Below are 18,444 nucleotides of genomic sequence, written 5' to 3'. Positions count from 1 at the left end.
CATTAGCTGAACTGTGCGCGAGACGGGCCCGAAGCGCTCGCTGGCGAGATTTTCCTTGACCCTGCTGTGCCCCTGAGCTTTACTGGGAGGTGGCCTGAAACGGACACGCCGTTTTGGACTATGTCAGGTGCTCATCATTATCAGCACTAAACTTTTGCTAAAAGCAGGCGAAACCACGACAGGGAGAGTACGTAGGTGGCAACTCTGGGTGAACTCGAGCGCAGTGTCATGAATGCGCTGTGGAACTCAGTCGACGGGATGACCGCTGCCGAGCTCCGGATCGCGCTGGCTGACCGCGACCTCGCGCTGACGACCGTGCATACTGTTCTCACGCGCCTGGAGAAGAAGGGCTTCGCTCGTCGAGACCGCTCCGAGCGCCCGCACCGCTATCTTGCGCTCTCCACTCGCGAGGAGCACGTCGCCGAGCTCATGAATGAGGTCCTCGACCAGGCGTCGGACCGCCAGGCTGTGCTCGCGCGCTTCCTCGGCACTGTCTCCGATTCCGACACGGCATTCCTCAGCCGGCTCCTCCAGCGCCGCGGCGCCGACAGCTGACAGTCCCACTTCCCTGATGCTCTTCAGCGCAGTGCTGCTCACAGCGCTCGCGGTAGTCCTTGCCTGGCCGATCCCCCGGCTCTTCGCCCGTTACCCCGGAAGCCGTGACCCGGCGGCGCGTCTGCTGCTGTGGCAGGCCATCGGCCTGGCCGGCGGGGTGTCGCTGACGTCGGCGGTCCTCATCCTCGCATTCATGCCCTTCACCCGAACCCCGGGACCGGCAGATGAGCGCAGCCTCAGCGCTCTCAGCTGGTGGAACTGGCTGCTCGTCGGCCTGGGGGTTGCACTGCTGCTGCGTCTGCTCAGCAGCTTGGTGATCCACTGGATCAGGGTGCGGCGTCAGCGTCGTCGGCATGCGGAACTTGTCGCGGTGCTCACCGAGCCGTCGCAGGAGCTGCCGAATACGAGGATCCTCAAGGTCGATGAGCTCGTCGCCTACTGCCTGCCGCAGGGCCAACACGGCACCACGGTGCTCTCAACGGGATTGATCGCCGCCCTCAGCCCTGCTGAACGCGATGCTGTCGTCGCGCATGAGCGCGCCCACCTGCGCAGCCGACACGAACTCGTCGTGCTGCCCTTCGCCGCTTGGCAGCATGCACTTCCCTTTCTGCCGGCCGCGCGCCAGGCGCTCGACCAGGTGACCCGGCTCATCGAGGTGATGGCCGATGATGTGGCCCGCCGCGAGGTGCCGGCTGATGACCTTGCGGCCGCTGTCCGGGAGATGAGCCGCATGCAGGCCGGACATTACAGCCGGACTCTGAGCGCTGAGCGGCTCGCCCGGTTGGAGCATCCGCTGCCGCAGCCGTCTGGGGCGCTGCGCTCGGCAGTCGTCATCGTCTCGGCAGCGCTGGTCGTCAGTCCGCCGGTGGTCGCGCTGGTCGAACTGCTCAGCGTCTGAGCAGCCGTGATCAGGCGTCGATCTTCTCGGCGTCGAGGACTGCGGCACCGGAGACGATGAACTGCTTGCGGGGTGCGACCTCAGAGCCCATCAGCAGTCCGAACGTCGTCTCCGCGGCTTCTGCATCGGCCATCGTCACACGCCTGAGCGAACGCAGCTGCGGATCCATCGTCGTCTCGGCCAGCTGGTCGGCGTCCATCTCGCCCAAGCCCTTGTATCGCTGAGGGGTCTTGTAGGCCTTCTTCAACCGGTCGAGCTTGCGCAGCTCGCGGGTGAGCTCCTTCTCCGAATACGTGTAGATGTAGTCGTTGGCCTTGCCGCGGTTGATCACCTCGATGCGGTGCAGCGGCGGCACGGCGGCGTAGACGCGGCCGGCCTCGACGAGCGGGCGCATGTAGCGGAAGAACAGCGTCAGCAGCAACGTGCGGATGTGCGCGCCGTCGACGTCGGCGTCGGTCATGATGATGATCTTGCCGTAGCGGGCGGCATCGACGTCGAAGGTGCGGCCGGTGCCGGCGCCGATCACCTGGATGAGGGCCGAGCATTCGACGTTGGCAAGCATGTCACCGACCGAAGCCTTCTGCACGTTGAGGATCTTGCCGCGGATGGGGAACAGCGCCTGGAACTCAGAGTCCCGGGCCTGCTTGGCGGTGCCCATCGCCGAGTCACCCTCGACGATGAACAGCTCGGATCGCTCGAGGTCGTTCTTGCGGCAGTCGTAGAGCTTGGCGGGCAGGGACGAGGATTCCAGCGCAGTCTTGCGCCGCTGATTCTCCTTGTGCGTGCGCGCCGAGATCCGGGACTTCATCTCGGAGACGACCTTCTCCATCAGCAGCATCGCCTGCTGCTTCTGCGGGCGCTTCGTCGAGGTCAGGATCTCCCCGAGCTGCCGGTCGACGGCCCGGGCCACGATCTGACGCACGGCCGAGGTGCCGAGCACCTCCTTCGTCTGGCCCTCGAACTGCGGTTCGGCCATCCGCACCGTGACGACAGCTGTCAGGCCGGCGAGCACATCGTCCTTCTCCAGCTTGTCTTTGCCGACCTTGAGCTTGCGGGCGTTGGCCTCCACGGCCTTGCGCACGGTGCGCAGCAACGCGGTTTCGAAGCCGGCGACGTGGGTGCCGCCCTTGGGTGTCGCGATAATGTTGACGAAGCTCTTGACCCGGGTCTCGTAGTCCCGGCCCCAGCGCAGCGCGATGTCGACGCCGACCTCGCGTTCGACTTCGGTCGAGACCATATGGCCCTGATCGTCGAGGACGGGCACGGTCTCCTTGAAGGTCTCCGAACCTGTCAGCCGCCAGGTGTCGGTCAGCGCTTCGTCATGGGCGAGGTGGTCGACGAACTCGGAGATGCCGCCGTCGAAGCGGAACTCCTCGGCCCGGGATTCGATGATCTCGCCGGTCTCGTCGCGGGCGATCCCCCGGTTGTCGGTCACGCGGATCGCCAGGCCCGGAACGAGGAACGCCGTCTGGCGGGCGCGGTCGATGAGCGCGCCGTAGGTGAAGTCGGCGTCCTTGAGGAAGATTTGCGGGTCAGCCCAGTAGCGCACGCGGGTGCCGGTCACGCCGCGCTTGGCCTTGCCGACGATGTCGAGTTCGGAGGCCTTCTTGAAGGGGGTGAAGGGGTTGTCCGGGGACGGCTCGCCGCTGCTGTCATCGAAGCGGCCGGGCTTGCCGCGCTGAAACGACATCCGGTAGATCTTCGAGGCGCGGGTGACCTCGACGTCGAGACGCGCCGAGAGCGCGTTGACGACGGAGGCGCCGACACCGTGCAGTCCGCCGACGGCAGCGTAGGATCCGCCGCCGAACTTCCCGCCGGCGTGCAGCTTCGTCATGACGACCTCAACGCCGGTCAGCCCGGTCTTGGGTTCGATGTCGACGGGGATGCCGCGGCCGTTGTCGGCGACGGTGACGGAACCATCCGGGTGCAAGGTGATGTCGATGTCCTCGCCGTGGCCGCCGAGGGCCTCGTCGACGGAGTTGTCGATGATCTCCCACAGGCAGTGCATGAGCCCGCGCGAATCGGTCGAGCCGATGTACATTCCCGGGCGTTTGCGCACGGCATCAAGCCCTTCGAGGACGGAGAGCTGACGCGCTCCGTATTCCTTGTCCGAGGCCTTCTTGACTGCCACGCTTCCACCCTTTCGTCGTCGCTGGTGCTCTGCGGTCACGGCGTGCCGCCATCAGAGTCTATGCGCTCAAGCGGCCGATCGCCTGCTGCCATGCCGTGCACCGCAGGATCGGCGCTCCGCTACGCTGGACGAGTGATGACCTCCCTTCCCCTGGCGCGTGCGACCGGCGCAGTGTCAGCCGTGCTGTTCAGCGCTGGCATTCTGCTCACCGGCTGCGGCAGCGACCCAGCCTCGGCGCCCGAGACGCCAGCCACCTCGGCGCCGGTGACGACGCCGGTGGCAGGCGAGACGGTCGGCTCCGGCTCGCCGGGACCGTCTGCGACTCCGGAGGTGCTCGACGGCCTCACGATTGCGCTGGATCCCGGCCACAACGGCAAGAACAGCAGGAACCCCTCGGAGATCAACCGCAAGGTGCCCGACGGCAGGGGCGGCACGAAAGCCTGCAACACCACCGGTACCGCCACGGCCGGTGACTATCCGGAGCACGCCTTCACCTTCGACGTCGCAGAACGTGCCAAGCAGCTGCTCGAAGACGCCGGCGCCGAGGTGGTGATGTCGCGTTCCGATGATGACGGCGTCGGCCCGTGCGTCGATGAGCGCGGCCAGTTCGCCGGTGAGGCTGATGCCGATGCGCTCGTGAGCATCCATGCCAACGGCACCGAAGACACCTCGGCCAAGGGATTCCATGTCATTGTCGTCAACGATGCCGTCCACGACGGTGTCGAGGAGCCCAGCCGGGCCATCGCCGAGCAGATGGTGACCTCATTCGAAGATGCCGAGTTCGCTCCGAATCCCGCCTACGGCAAGGACGGGATCGTCGCCCGCACCGACATCGCCGGGCTCAACCACGCCGAGGTGCCGGCGGTGATGATCGAATGCGGTGAGATGCGCAACCGGGACGAAGCCAAGCTCATGGAGTCCGAAGATGGCCGGCAGCGCTACGCCGAGGCGATTGTCACCGGGCTCGAAGACTACTTCGCCCAGCAGTGACACCGGGAGCCGGTCGGACGTCGGGTCGCTGATGACAGGAGCCGGGTCCCAGAGGGAACCCGGCTCCGTGCATCTCTGCCCGATGTGTCAGTCGAGGTAGTCGCGCAGGACCTGCGAGCGCGAGGGGTGGCGCAGCTTGGCCATCGTCTTCGATTCGATCTGGCGGATGCGCTCACGGGTGACCCCGTAGACCTTGCCGATCTCATCGAGGGTCTTCGGCTGGCCGTCGTTGAGGCCGAACCGCATCGACACAACGCCGGCTTCGCGCTCGGAGAGCGTGTCGAGCACCGAGTGCAGCTGCTCCTGCAGCAGGGTGAAGCTCACCGAGTCAGCCGGGACGACGGCTTCGGAGTCCTCGATGAGGTCGCCGAACTCGGAGTCGCCGTCCTCGCCGAGCGGGGTGTGCAGGGAGATCGGCTCGCGGCCGTACTTCTGCACCTCGATGACCCGCTCCGGGGTCATGTCGAGTTCCTTGGCGAGCTCTTCCGGGGTCGGTTCGCGACCGAGGTCCTGCAGCATCTGGCGCTGCACGCGGGCGAGCTTGTTGATGACCTCGACCATGTGCACCGGGATGCGGATGGTGCGTGCCTGGTCGGCCATCGCACGGGTGATCGCCTGGCGGATCCACCAGGTGGCGTAGGTCGAGAACTTGAAGCCCTTGGTGTAGTCGAACTTCTCGACTGCGCGGATGAGGCCGAGGTTGCCTTCCTGGATGAGGTCGAGGAAGAGCATGCCGCGGCCGGTGTAGCGCTTGGCGAGGGAGACGACGAGGCGCAGGTTGGCTTCGAGCAGGTGGTTCTTGGCCAGCCGTCCGTCGTGGATGATCCACTTGTAATCGCGGACGTCCTTGGCTTCGGCGACCTCTCCGGCGTTGAGCAGGTGCTCGGCGTACATGCCGGCTTCGATCCGCTTGGCGAGGTCGACCTCCTCTGCGGCGTTGAGCAGCGCGACCTTGCCGATGAGCTTGAGGTAGTCCTTGACCGGGTCGGCGGTCGCACCTGCGGACACGACCTGCTGGGCCGGCTGGTCATCGTCGTCGGTGTCGGAGACGACGAAGCCTCCGGCCTCCTTTACGGCCTCGTCCTTCTTCTCTTCCTGAGCGTTCTTCGTCTCAGTCTCGCTAGCCAGGGCTTCTGCCTCGAGCTGCTCGACAGGTGCCTCAGGTGCTGCACCGTCGGCGCCCTTGGCGGCAGCTGCGGCGTCCTTGACCTCAGCGTCGAGTTCGGCGTCCTTGGCCGTGGTCTTCTTCGCCGCCGTCTTCTTGGCGGTGGTCTTCTTCGCAGCTGTCGACTTCGCGGTGGTCTTCTTGGCTGCCGTCGTCGAGGTGGTCGACTTCTTGGCCGCAGGCTTCTTCTCGGCTGCTGTGGTCTTCTTCTCTGCGTCCTCAGACTTCTTGGCGGCAGTCGTCTTCTTGGTCGCGGTGGTCTTCTTCGCCGTCGACGTCGTATTCTTCTCAGCAGTCGGCTTGGCAGTCGTGGTCTTCTTGGCACCGGCGGAGGAGGACGCGGCCGTTTCCTTCTTGGCGGTGGTGGTCTTCTTGGCCGCTGGCTTCTTCGCAGCGGTCGTCTTCGCAGCCGTGGTCGACTTCGCGGTGCTCGTCTTCTTCGCAGCGGTGCTCTTCGCTGCGGGTTTCTTCGAAGCGGCCGATGCCTTCGCCGTGGTCGTTGCCGACTTCTTCGATGCGGTTGACTTCGACGAAGTGTCCGTCGATGCGGCAGTGGTGCTCGAACCCTTGGCGTCTGTCGGCACTGGATCACCTTTCGGAGGAGTCGTGTCTGGCCCAGCTGACACTCTTCGAGCATCAGTAAGACCCTTGTCAAGCAGGGCGAGCCTGTGGACAGCTCGTCCGCCTGACCGGGTCAACACGCCATTCTGGCACGATATTCCCCACTGCGCTAATCACACGCACGCAGCGGACCGATTGACAAGACCTGTCTCGGGTGATGTCTGCCACATCATGTGGCAGGTGCGGCTGATCCGACAGTTCAGCCCTCCAGCACGGGAGGATCATCTCTGTCGAACGAAAGCTCCTGCGGCTCAGGCTCCTTGCGGCGCGGCAGTGCCGCAACAGGGGCGGATCCGGATCTCAACGTCGCAGGCTCATCACCCAGGATCTGTTCGGGCACCGGTTCATGCGCCCACAGCGGCAGGGTGGGAGTCATGACCGCGCGGGAGACGAGCCTGGCGAGCGTGCACGTGCTGTCGATGGTCAGCGCATTGCGGGCGAAGCACAAGGCGAAAGATGCACGCCCGATCGACCATTCCATCCAGGCGATCATCGACAGCACCGCAGGCAGGTGCTCCATCCGCACGTAGGTGGCCATCATCTTGAGCAGCAGGATCCCGTAGGCGGACGCGCGGGCGTTCGGTCGCCGTGAGCTCAAGCCCGGCAGCTCGGCGGTAGCTTCCGCCAGCGGGGCGACCGCCTCGGCGTAGGCGGCGAACTCGCCAAGTTCCAGGCGCCGCATGTCCTCGGGCAGAAACGCGCTGTGTTCGAAGCTCACGAGCATCAGCACCGCATCGCGACCCCACTTCTCCTGACACAGAGCCTCCAGTCCGAGCACCGCCTTCGGATCCGGAGCCGGAAGCGTGTTGAGGCTGTGCTGCTGACCGGATTCGATGAGCTCGGCATAGCGCAGCACCTCAGCCAGCCACGCCTCGAACAGCTCATCCCGATCGTGGGTCACTCCCCGGGTGCCGGTGATGACGCTCTCGAGGGCCAGGTCGCATTCCGGCAGGGCGGTGGCGGCTGAGAAGCTTGCGAAGGGGTCACCGTTGGCGCGGCTGAGCTGGCGGAAGGACTGGGTGCGCTCAAGCTCGCAGACCGTCCCCGAGCGCATGCCCGCTGTGAAGGAGCCGTACCCGAGCTGTGAGACCCACCATGCGCTGTGGGCGGTGAAGCCGGTGCACTCCAGTGCTTCGCCGATGAGCTTCAGGGGCACCGCATAGTGATCGAAGACATTGTCGAGCAGATCATCTGCCCAGCGCCCTCGCGCCGCTCCGTCCATGTCAGCGGAGAAGAGCACCGGGATGACGTACTGCGATGCCGAGACCCGGGCTAAGGCACAGACCGGTTCGAGCAGGTCCGTCTCGGTCGCAGCGGCGACGGCCTCGAAACCGAAGTCGATGCGCAGGGCCGGACCGAAGCTGATGCGTCCGCAGTCATGGTCGTAGCTGACCAGCACCAGGGACTCGGTCGGCTGATAGGTCAGCAGGTGCGGGACCGCGCTGATGAGTTCAGGGGCGAGGTGTTCAGGAGCAGCATTCATGTCCTCACTGTGTGCCGTGCCGCCGCTGCGGGCAGCGGGCCGTGCCCCGGCTGTGGACAGCGGCAGGCTGTGCACACCGACGCCGACCAGTCGTGCCCGGCTGGCGTGCAGCAGTCGCCGGCAGTCTACAGTAAGGCGCATGGGACGCAGACGGGCCAGGGACGAGGCACAGCAGCGCGAGTACGTCATCTCCACCGGCACCGCACGCATCGAACCGGTGCCAGCCGAACCCGATTCGTGGGTCCTCTACGTCAACGGCGTGCCGAGCTCGTGCATCACGCTCAGCGACCCGACCCGCCTGGACTTCGAGTACCTCGACTGGATGGCCCGCGCGATCGATGCGCTCTTCGGCACAGGTCAGACCCTGCGTGCTGTGCACATCGGGGCGGCCGGCTGCTCGCTGGCCCGCTACATCGACGCGACCCGGCCCGGGTCCCGGCAGACCGCCATCGACATCGACCAGAAGCTCCTCGAATACGTCCGCGAGTGGTTCGACCTGCCCCGCTCCCCTGCGCTCAAGCTGCGCGCAGGCGACGGTGCGGTCGAGATCGCCACGTTTCGCGACGACGCCCTCAGCCTCGTCGTCCGTGACGCGTTCAGCGCCGATGAGACGCCGGGCCAGCTTGCCGACGACACGTTCTTCTCCCATGCCGCGCGCACGCTTGGACCCAAGGGCATCTACCTCGCCAACATCGCCGACTGTCCCCCGCACGCCAGCGCCCGCGGAGAGCTGACACGGATGCGGCAGCACTTTGCGCACATCGTGCTCATCGCCGATCCCAGCCAGCTGCGCGGCCGGCGATTCGGCAATCTCATCGCCCTCGCCTCGGGAACGGACATCGACGACATCGCACTGGCCAAGACGCTGCGCGCCGGCCCTGCCGTCGCCTCGGTGCTGGCGGGCCGGAAGCTCGCTGACTTCTGCGGATGGCCGGCAACAGGCAGGTGAACTCCTCCTCAATTCTGTGCAGCCGACATGCCTGTGGTGACGGGGGCGTAAGAACACGGCATAATTGATTGCCGACCAGAAAGGCGGAAGGTGAGCGAAGAGACCGAGATCAGCCACGAACAGCAGCACCTCAACACCGTCTACGCGCGTCTCGACGCGTTGCGAGAGGAGACCGCTGCCAGCCTTAACCACGTGCGCCGGACGCATGTCGGGGGCAACCACCAGAACCGTTCCGAACGCGATGCCTTCGCAAGCATGTATGAGGATCAGCTCATCCGCCTGCGCAATGCCGAAGAGGGGCTGTGCTTCGGCCGCATCGACACCGTCACCGGCGCCACAACCTACATCGGGCGCATCGGGATCTCCGCTCAGGACCGCACCCAGCTGCTGATGGACTGGCGGGCCCCGGCCAGCGAGCCGTTCTACCGCGCGACTGCCGAGAACCCAGGTGACCTCACCCGCCGCCGGCACATCGCTACGCGACGCCGCCGAGTCATCAGCGTCGAGGACGATGTCCTCGACCTGTCGGCGCTCAGTGCCCAACAGCGCGCCGGGCTGCACGGCGAAGGCGCTCTCATCGCCTCCCTCGACGCCCATCGCACCGGCCGGATGGGCGACATCGTCGCAACTATCCAGTCCGAACAGGACCGCATCATCCGCCGTCCCCTCGATCGGCTCGTGGTCGTACAGGGCGGACCGGGGACCGGCAAGACCGCAGTCGCGCTGCACCGCGCGGCCTACCTGCTGTACCAGCACCGGGAGCGCATCGCAAAGTCCGGTGTGCTGCTCATCGGGCCCTCGCCGGTATTCCTCAAGTACATCGAGCAGGTGCTGCCCAGCCTCGGTGAGACCGGTGCCGTGCTGCTGACCCCCGGTCAGCTCATGCCCGAGGTCAACGCCACCGCCCACGACACCGCGCCAACGGCTGCGGTCAAGGGCGACCTGCGGATGGTTGAGGTCATCAAGCGGGCGGTGCGCGCCTACCAGCGGGTGCCCGACGAGCCGCAGCAGCTCAAGACGATCAGCCACACGATCACCATGACCCCGGCGATGGTCAAGGAGGCCCAAGACCGGGCACGCCGCAGCGGCAAGCCGCACAACGGGGCGCGCCTGACCTTCGTCAAGCATCTGCTCAGCCTCCTCGCCGGAGCGCTGGCAGCTGCCAAGCACTACGAGCCCACGCCCGAGGTGCTCGCTGAGCTGACCGACGAGCTGCGCCGGGCCCGCGACGTGCGGGTGGCGATCAACCTGTGCTGGCTGCCGCTGAGCCCGCGCGGAGTGCTCGATGCCCTGCTGAGCAAACCGCACCGGCTGGTGTCTGCCGCCGATGGGATCCTCCGTATCGAGGAGATGGCCCTCATCCGCCGTGCCCGCGGCGGGAAGATCACCGTTGAGGATGTGCCGCTGCTCGACGAGATCGCTGAGCTCATCGGGCCCAGCACCGAGGTGCTCGAGGCCCAGGAGCAGGCCGGAACTCCGAATGCGGAGCTGGAGTACGCCCAGGCGGTCCTCGAGATGACCGGCACCGGTGACATGGTCTCAGCTGAGACGATCGCCCAGCGCTACCAGCAGGACACCGATGAGCGCACGCTGGCCGAACGGGCCGCCCAGGACCGCGAGTGGACCTATGGGCACCTCGTGGTCGACGAGGCGCAGGAGCTCAGCCCCATGCAGTGGCGGGTGCTGTTCCGGCGTGTGCCGAGCAAGTCGGCGACGGTCGTCGGCGATCTTGCCCAGGCGTCGACGATGGATGCGACCCGCACCTGGTCCTCAGTGCTCGCTCCGCATGTCGGCGATCGCTTCGAGATGGAGGAGTTGACGGTCTCCTACCGCACACCGGGGCGCATCATGACGGTGGCCAACGAGCTGCTGCAGGAGTACTTTCCGCAGCTCTCCGTGCCCTCACCGGTGCGTGAGGGCACCTATGATCCGCTGGCGGAGGGCTTCGCCGACATCGAGACGCTGTGCCGTCAGCTGCCCGAGATCGTGCGCAGCGAACGCACCGAACTCGGCGGCGGACAGCTGGCTGTCATCGCGATGCCTGAGCACGTCGATCGTGTCGTGGCGGCGCTGGCATCTGATCCTGATGTCGACTTCGCTGCAGGTCCCGCCGGAATCGATCACGCCGTCGCGGTCCTCGATCCCAGTGAGGTCCGCGGCCTCGAATTCGACAGCGTCATCATCGTCGATCCGGCCTCGATCGCCCCGGCTGGCAGCGCGGCGGGTGTGGGCCAGCTGTATGTGTCGCTGACCCGTTCGACAGCCCGGCTGAGGATCCTCAGCATCGGTGATTCGGTCCTCGCACCCTTCATCGCAGCAGAGAACCGCACATAAGGTTTGTCAGCGCCTCGGCAGCCGCATCGGCTGCTGAGGCGCATGATCTTTGGGGCAAATTAAAAGCCGCCTGTGGCGTCGGCTTCCCCTCCGATGCCACAGGCGGCGTGCGCCTTGGGCGCACGTTTTATCTTACACATACTTCCGGTCGTTTCACGAACCGGATCCAGCTTCTTCTCACAATTCGTTCAGCCGGGTGAGCGGGATGCTCATGCTTCTTCGTCGCGCTCGGCGCGCAGCGATTCGATCGCTGCTTCGAAGTCCTCCAGAGAGTCGAAGCTCTGGTAGACGCTGGCGAACCGCAGGTAGGCGACCTGGTCGAGTTCGCGCAGCGGTTCCAGGATCGCCAGGCCGACCTCGTCAGCTTCGATCTCGGCGATGCCCTGAGAGCGGATCTTCTCCTCGACCTGCTGGGCGAGCTTGGCCAGATCGTCCTCCCCGACCGGTCGGCCCTGGCATGCCTTGCGCACGCCGGCAACGACTTTCTGCCGGGAGAACTCCTCGGACACGCCTGAGCGCTTGACGACCGACAGGCTGGTGGCCTCCATGGTGGTGAACCGGCGGGAGCACTGCGGACACTGGCGGCGCCGGCGGATCGACGAGCCGTCCTCAGCCGTGCGCGAGTCGACGACGCGTGAATCAGGGTGGCGGCAGAACGGGCAGTGCATCAGGCCTCCATTCCCGGCTTGCCGCGGCGCAGCCGGACGGCCTCGCCGTGGGCGGGCAGGTCCTCGGCAGCGGCCAGCGTTTCGATGTGGTCGGCGACCTCGGCCAGTGCTGCGGCTGGGTAGTCGATGACCTGGCTGCCCTTGAGGAAGGACTGCACGCCGAGTACCGAGGCGTAGGCGGCGGTTCCGCTGGTGGGCAGCACGTGGTTCGACCCGGCGCAGTAGTCGCCGAGGGCCACCGGTGAGAACGGGCCGATGAACACAGCACCGGCGTTGGTGATGTGCTCGGCTGCTGCCTGCGGGTCGCTGACGAGCACTTCGACGTGCTCACCGGCGTAGGCGTTGACGACGGCCAGCCCGGCCTGCCGGGAGGCGACCTTGAGGATCGCGGACTGCTCCCCGGTCAGTGCGGTGCGGATGCGCTCGGCGTGGGCGGCAGCGTCTGCCTGGCGAGCGATCTCCTCCTGCACGGCGTCGATGAGGTCTTGGCTCTCGGTGACGAGCACGGAGGCGGCCATCGGGTCGTGTTCGGCCTGGCTGATGAGATCGGCTGCCACAAATGCCGGGTCTGCGGTGTCGTCGGCGAGGATGATGATCTCAGTCGGGCCGGCGATGGTGTCGATGCCGACGACCGAGCGCACCCGCGCCTTGGCGGCTGCGACGAAGGCATTGCCGGGCCCCGTGATGAGGTCGACCGGTTCGAGTTCTTCTCCGTCGTCGAACCCGAAGGCCAGAGCGGCGACTGACTGGGCTCCTCCCATGGCCCACACTTCGTCGATGCCGAGCAGAGCGGCAGCGGCGAGCACTGTTGGGTGGGGCAGTCCATTGGCCTGCGGGGGCGAGACGATGGCGATCGAGTCGACGCCGGCGGCTTGGGCGGGAACGGTGTTCATGATGACGGTCGAGGGGTAGACGGCCAATCCCCCTGGGATGTAGAGGCCGACGCGTTCGACCGGCATCCAGCGCGATGTCACGGAGCCGCCACCGGAGAATGTCGTCGTGGCCGACGAGCGCCGGTCGTTCTCAGCGACTTCCCGGCAGCGGCGGATGGTCTCCTCCAGTGCTGCGCGCAGTCCGGCATCGAGGTTCTCGCAGGCAGCGGTGAGCTCCTCGGCGGGCACGCGCAGCAGGTCCGGGCTGACGGAGTCGAACTTCTGTGTGTACTCCAGCACGGCAGCGCGGCCGCGGGTCTCGACGTCGTCGACGATCGGGATGACCGCCTCGGCTGCGGAGGCTGAATCGAGGCGGGCACGCGGCACGGACCGGCGCAGCGTGCGGCGGTCGAGCGGCGTGTCGGTGAGGTCGAGGACATTCATGAGCGCGTGAGTCACGCGCTCCATTCTACGTCCTCTGCTTTCCTGCCGTCCGGTGCCCCAAGCTGCGAGAAGGTGCGGCCGCTGCTGTCGATCAGAAGATCGACGTGGTTGCTGGGGTGGTGAGGCAGCTGGGTCCGAGCAGGCCCTTGAGATCGCCGAACAGGCTCGGGTCTGCTGTCACCCGCAGGCCGCGGTCGAGACGCATGATCGTCGTGCGGTCGCGGTTCGTCAGGCACAGCCGCACCTCGGTCTGTCCGGGGTTGGCCTGCAGGATCATCTTGAGGTTCTCGACGAGGTCCGGTGTGCAGCGTTCGACCGGCATCGACACGTACAGCGGCCGGTCGGCGCGGTCGGTGACGTCCGGGATCGTCATCGACATCGCCATGAGCGAGGTCGGCCGGTCATCGGAGCGGCGGATGCGGCCGGTGACGGTGATGACGAGGTCATTGGTCAGCAGGGTGGCCACCGGCTCGTAGGTGTCGCCGAAGAACATCACCTCCATGCTCGCTTCGAGGTCTTCGATCGTGACGATCGCGTACGGGCGACCGGAGTTCTTCGAGACCTTCCGCGAGACCTGGGTGATCATGCCGCAGATCTTTGTCTGGGATCCATCCTGGCGCTTATTCTCCGGGTCGAGCAGCTGCGCGATCGAACCCTCGGATTCTGACTGCAGGATGTCCTCGAGCCCGTTGAGCGGATGGTCGGAGACGTAGAGACCGAGCATCTCGCGCTCGAAGGCCAGCAGCTCCTTCTTCTCCCACTCGGTGCGCTCGGGGATCTTGACGGCAAAGCTCGACTCGTCCTCTTCGCCGAGGCCGGCGAACAGGTCGAACTGGCCTGCGGCCTCCTGGCGCTTGACGCCGATGACAGCATCGACTGCTTCTTCGTGGATCTCAACAAGGCTGCGCCGGTTGTGGTCGAGGGAGTCGAAAGCGCCGGCCTTGATGAGCGATTCGATGGTGCGCTTGTTGCACACCTGGCTGGGCACCTTGTCGAGGAAGTCGTTGAAGGAGGTGAACTTCCCCTTCTCCTGCCGGGCGTCGACGATGCCTTGGACAACGTTGGTGCCGACATTGCGGACTGCTCCCATGCCGAAGCGGATGTCGTCGCCGACTGGGGTGAAGTTGTTGGCTGATTCGTTGACGTCCGGTGGCAGCACGGTGATGTGCATGCGCCGGCACTCGCTGAGGTAGAGAGCCAGCTTGTCCTTGTTGTCCCCGACTGAGGTCAGCAGGGCTGCCATGTACTCGGCCGGGTAGTGGGCCTTGAGGTAGGCCGTCCAGTAGGACACGAGCCCGTAGGCGGCCGAGTGGGCCTTGTTGAAGGCGTAGTCGGAGAAGGGCAGCAGGATGTCCCACAGTGCTTGCGCAGCCTCTTCGGAGTAGCCGCGTTCCTTCATGCCGCCGAAGAACCCGACCTGCTGCTTGTCCAGCTCGGCTTTCTTCTTCTTGCCCATCGCGCGACGCAGAATGTCTGCCTGACCGAGTGAGTAGCCGGCCACCTTCTGCGCGATCGCCATCACCTGCTCCTGATAGATGATGAGGCCGTAGGTGGTGTCGAGGATCTCGGCCAGCGGTTCGGCGAGCTCAGGGTGGATCGGAGTGATCTCCTGCAGGCCGTTCTTGCGCAGCGCGAAGTTCGTGTGCGAGTCGGCACCCATCGGGCCGGGACGGTACAGCGCGATCGTTGCGGAGATGTCTTCGAAGTTGTCCGGGCGCATCATGCGCAGCAGGCCGCGCAGTCCACCGCCGTCGAGCTGGAAGACTCCCAGCGTGTCACCACGGGAGAGCAGCTTGTACGACTCCGCATCGTCAAGGGCCAGATGTTCGAGGTCGAGATCGAAGTCCTTGTTCAGCCGGATGTTCTCGATCGCATCGGAGATGATCGTGAGGTTGCGCAGGCCGAGGAAGTCCATCTTGATGAGGCCGAGGCCCTCACAGGTGGGGTAGTCGAACTGCGTAATGACCTGGCCGTCCTGGAACCGGCGCATGATCGGGATGACGTCGATGATCGGGTCAGAGGACATGATGACCCCGGCGGCGTGCACGCCCCACCCGCGCTTGAGGCCTTCAAGGCCCTTGGCGGTCTCGAAGGTCTCCCGCGCCTCGGGGTCGGTTTCCAGCAGCTCGCGGAACTCCCCTGCCTCGCCGTAGCGCGGTGCTTTGGGCTCTTCGATATCGGCCAGCGGGATGTCCTTGGCCATGACTGCCGGTGGCAGCGCCTTCGTCAGCTTCTCGCCGAGGGAGAACGGCTTGCCCATGATGCGGGCGGAGTCCTTGAGCGCCTGCTTGGTCTTGATGGTGCCGTAGGTGACGATCATCGCTACGCGCTCGTCGCCGTACTTCTCGGTGACGTAGTCGATGACTTCGCCGCGGCGGCGATCATCGAAGTCGACGTCGAAGTCGGGCATCGACACACGGTCGGGGTTGAGGAACCGCTCGAAGATCAGTCCGTGCTCCAGCGGGTCGAGGTCGGTGATGCGCAGGGCGTAGGCGACCATCGAACCGGCACCCGAACCGCGGCCGGGGCCCACGCGGATGCCGTTCTCCTTCGACCAGTTGATGAAGTCGGCGACGACGAGGAAGTAGCCGGGGAAGCCCATCGAGATGATGACGTCGAGCTCGTAGTCGGCCTGTTTGCGCACATCGTCGGAGATGCCGTTGGGGTAGCGGTAGTGCAGGCCCTTCTCGACTTCCTTGACCAGCCATGAGGTCTCGTCCTCACCGGGCGGGCAGGGGAACTGGGGCATGTAGTTGGCGCTGGTGTCGAAGGAGATCTCGCAGCGTTCGGCGATCTCGAGGGTGTTGTTGCACGCCTCGGGCATCTCCTTGAACAGTGCGCGCATCTCCGCTGGCGTCTTGAGGTAGTAGCCGGAGCCGGAGAAGGCGAAGCGGCTGCCGCCCTGGTCGTAGGTCGGTTCGATGAGCTTCGAACCCGACTGCAGGGCCAGCAGCGCTTCGTGGGCCTTGGCGTCGGATTCGTGGGTGTAGTGCAGGTCGTTGGTGGCCACCAGCGGCAGGCCGAGATCCTTCGACAGGCGCAGCAGATCCTTGACCACACGGCGCTCGATCGTCAGGCCGTGGTCCATGATCTCGCAATAGTAGTTGTCCTTGCCGAAGATGTCGCGGAACTCCGATGCGGCCTTGACGGCTTCGTCGTACTGGCCCAGCCGCAGTCGCGTCTGCACCTCGCCTGAGGGGCAGCCGGTGGTGGCGATGAGGCCCTCGGAGTAGGTGTTGAGCAGTTCGCGGTCCAGGCGCGGGTACTTGGCGAATGCGGAGTCGAGGCTGGCCAGCGAGGATGCTTTGAAGAGGTTGCGCATGCCGGTGTTGTTCTCCGCCAGCAGCGTCTTGTGCGTGTAGGCGCCGCCGCCGGAAACGTCGTCGCCGCGCTGGCTCTCATCGGTGCGCCACTTCACACGGGTTTTGTCGGTGCGTGCGGTGCCGGGAGTCAGGTACGCCTCGACGCCGATGATCGGCTTGATGCCGGCGTCGGTGGCCTGCTTCCAGAAGTCGAAGGCGCCGAAGAGGTACCCGTGGTCAGTCGTGGCGATCGCGTTCATTCCCGAGGCTTTCGTCGCCTGCATCAGGTCGCCCAGGCGGGCGGCTCCATCGAGCATCGAGTACTCGGTGTGCACGTGCAGGTGTACGAAGTCCTCAGCCACGGATCCTCTTTCTCACAGTCGGCATGTCCCGCTTCCGGCGACGCACACCAGTCTAGCGACCGTCAGGGACATCGCGGCTGTGAGGCGGACCCGATTTCGCTCGTTCAGCCCTGCGCCGCGCGCAGCCGGTCGAGGGCGGTCTGCAGATCCTCGGGATAGTCGCTGGTGAACTCGACCCACTCCCCTGTCTCCGGGTGCGTGAATCCGAGTTCGACAGCGTGCAGCCACTGGCGTTCGAGTCCGAGCTTCTTCGCCAGCACCGGGTCGGCGCCGTAGGGCAGGTCACCGCAGCATGGGTGCTTGGTGGCGGCCATGTGGACGCGGATCTGGTGGGTGCGGCCGGTCTCCAACTGGACTTCGAGCAGGGTTGCCGAGCGGTACGCTTCGATGACTTCGTAGTGGGTCACGGCGTGTTTGCCGTCGGTGCGCACGGCGTAGAGCCCGTCGCGGCGCAGGTTGCGTCCGATCGGCGCTTCGATCGTGCCGATGACAGGATCGGGAAGTCCCTGGACGAGCGCGTGGTAGGTCTTCTTGACGGTGCGCTGCTTGAACGCCCGCTTAAGCACGGAGTAGGCGTGTTCACCTTTGGCCACGACCATGACACCGGAGGTGCCGACGTCGAGGCGGTGGACGATGCCCTGGCGTTCGGCCGCGCCCGAGGTGGCGATGTCGTATCCGGCGGCGACGAGACCGCCGATGACGGTCGGGCCGTGCCATCCTGCCGCTGAGTGGGCGGCGACACCGATCGGCTTGTCGACGACGACGAACGCGTCGTCATCGTAGATGATCTTCATGCCCGGCACCGGTTCGGCGTCGATGCCCAGCGGTTCGGGCTCGGCTGGCATCTGCACGTCGATGCGGGAGCCGGCGATGAGGCGCTCGGACTTGCCGACGACGGTGTCGTTGACGCGCACGCCGTCATCGGCGGCGATGGCAGCTGCTGCCGACCGGGACAGGCCAAGCAGCCGGCTGAGGGCCACGTCGACCCGTTCGCCTTCGAGACCTTCGGGAACGAGGAATGATCGCTCGGTCATGGCTGCGCTCGCGCCTCCTCTGTAGGGGTGTCGTAGTCGCCGCCGGATGACTGGTCGTCTCCGGCGGCGGTGCCGTCGACGCCGATGTTCCGCAGGGTCGTGAGCACGATGGTCACAGCGGCAGCCGAGATTGCGATGTCGGCGACGTTGCAGACGAAGAAGTACAGGTCGATGAAGTCGACGACGGCGCCGTGGAAGAAGCCCGGTGGCCGAAACAGCCGGTCGACGAGGTTTCCGGTCAGGCCGCCGAGCAGCATTCCCAGGCCGGCCGTCCATGCGCGGGAGCCGAGCTTGCGGCTGACGACGAGGATGGCGATGAAGACGCCGATGGCGATGAGAGCGAACAGCCAGGTGGTGTTCTCTCCCATGCCGAGGGCGGCACCGGGATTGCGGTAGAACGTGAAGCCGGCGAGTTCGCCGATGACCGGGATGCGCTCCCGGCCTTCGAGGGTCTGGACGGCGATGAATTTCGTCAGCTGGTCGACGGCGAGCACGGCGATGGCGATGGCGAACAGCACGATGCGCAGACGTCGGTTGCTCGTCTGCGGCACGGGTGTCCTCCTCGGTTCGGCGATACAGCTGTCCATCATACCGATGACCGGCAGCTTCGCACACGCGCAACGGCCGGCCGCCTCA

The 18,444-nt window shown here is 66.0% G+C and carries 13 protein-coding genes; 5 read left to right on the top strand and 8 right to left on the bottom strand.

All coding sequences use genetic code 11. The annotated features are described in order from the left end of the window. Positions 1–195: 195 nt before the first annotated feature. The gene (locus M3C25_RS03240) at positions 196–555 is read left to right on the top strand and encodes a BlaI/MecI/CopY family transcriptional regulator (protein ID WP_170274283.1); all 360 of its coding nucleotides are present in this window, start codon (positions 196–198) and stop codon (positions 553–555) included. Positions 556–571: 16 nt separating this feature from the next. Next, positions 572–1,453: a M56 family metallopeptidase gene (locus tag M3C25_RS03235; RefSeq protein WP_259855056.1), complete on the top strand. Its 882-nt coding sequence runs from the start codon at positions 572–574 to the stop codon at positions 1,451–1,453. 10 nt (positions 1,454–1,463) lie between these two features. Here M3C25_RS03235 and M3C25_RS03230 read toward each other — a convergent pair whose 3' ends face one another. Next, a complete protein-coding gene (locus M3C25_RS03230) occupies positions 1,464–3,584 on the bottom strand; it encodes a DNA gyrase/topoisomerase IV subunit B (RefSeq protein WP_259855055.1) in 2,121 nt (706 codons plus the stop codon). Positions 3,585–3,719: 135 nt separating this feature from the next. Between M3C25_RS03230 and M3C25_RS03225 the strand changes: the two genes are divergently transcribed. After that, complete coding sequence (locus M3C25_RS03225; protein ID WP_259855054.1) at positions 3,720–4,574, top strand: N-acetylmuramoyl-L-alanine amidase; 855 nt, start codon at positions 3,720–3,722, stop codon at positions 4,572–4,574. An 87-nt stretch (positions 4,575–4,661) separates the two neighbouring features. Here M3C25_RS03225 and M3C25_RS03220 read toward each other — a convergent pair whose 3' ends face one another. Together M3C25_RS03220 and M3C25_RS03215 are read right to left on the bottom strand one after the other, a co-directional pair. After that, positions 4,662–6,323, bottom strand: a complete 1,662-nt coding sequence (locus M3C25_RS03220) for an RNA polymerase sigma factor (RefSeq protein WP_259855053.1) — start codon at positions 6,321–6,323, stop codon at positions 4,662–4,664. A 236-nt stretch (positions 6,324–6,559) separates the two neighbouring features. Continuing rightward, complete coding sequence (locus M3C25_RS03215) at positions 6,560–7,843, bottom strand: DUF4192 family protein (protein ID WP_259855052.1); 1,284 nt, start codon at positions 7,841–7,843, stop codon at positions 6,560–6,562. Positions 7,844–7,982: 139 nt separating this feature from the next. Between M3C25_RS03215 and M3C25_RS03210 the strand changes: the two genes are divergently transcribed. Continuing rightward, entirely contained in the window at positions 7,983–8,792 is an 810-nt protein-coding gene (locus M3C25_RS03210; protein WP_170274289.1) for a spermidine synthase, read from the top strand. A gap of 90 nt (positions 8,793–8,882) precedes the next feature. Beyond that, positions 8,883–11,126, top strand: coding sequence for a HelD family protein (locus M3C25_RS03205; RefSeq protein WP_259855051.1), 2,244 nt, complete (start codon positions 8,883–8,885; stop codon positions 11,124–11,126). A 209-nt stretch (positions 11,127–11,335) separates the two neighbouring features. On the opposite strand, the gene nrdR is transcribed toward M3C25_RS03205, so the two are convergent. From nrdR to lspA, 5 genes are all read right to left on the bottom strand, one after another. Continuing rightward, positions 11,336–11,794, bottom strand: a complete 459-nt coding sequence (gene nrdR / locus M3C25_RS03200) for a transcriptional regulator NrdR (RefSeq protein ID WP_102160528.1) — start codon at positions 11,792–11,794, stop codon at positions 11,336–11,338. Continuing rightward, on the bottom strand, positions 11,794–13,134 hold the full coding sequence (gene hisD, locus M3C25_RS03195) for a histidinol dehydrogenase (protein WP_259855050.1): 1,341 nt from the start codon (positions 13,132–13,134) through the stop codon (positions 11,794–11,796). Before hisD ends, nrdR begins: the two co-directional genes overlap by 1 nt. 67 nt (positions 13,135–13,201) lie before the next feature. Then, positions 13,202–16,729, bottom strand: a complete 3,528-nt coding sequence (gene dnaE / locus M3C25_RS03190) for a DNA polymerase III subunit alpha (RefSeq protein ID WP_375545093.1) — start codon at positions 16,727–16,729, stop codon at positions 13,202–13,204. Between the two features lie 149 nt (positions 16,730–16,878). Further along, positions 16,879–17,808: an RluA family pseudouridine synthase gene (locus M3C25_RS03185; protein ID WP_259855049.1), complete on the bottom strand. Its 930-nt coding sequence runs from the start codon at positions 17,806–17,808 to the stop codon at positions 16,879–16,881. Continuing rightward, on the bottom strand, positions 17,805–18,359 hold the full coding sequence (lspA, locus tag M3C25_RS03180; RefSeq protein ID WP_243743507.1) for a signal peptidase II: 555 nt from the start codon (positions 18,357–18,359) through the stop codon (positions 17,805–17,807). The genes M3C25_RS03185 and lspA overlap by 4 nt, the downstream gene beginning before the upstream one ends. Positions 18,360–18,444 lie beyond the last annotated feature (85 nt).

Source organism: Brevibacterium luteolum (genome assembly GCF_025147615.1).
Classification (GTDB): domain Bacteria; phylum Actinomycetota; class Actinomycetes; order Actinomycetales; family Brevibacteriaceae; genus Brevibacterium; species Brevibacterium luteolum.
The sequence above is the reverse complement of the archived record's forward strand: the minus strand, read 5'-3'. Positions and strand labels throughout refer to the sequence as shown.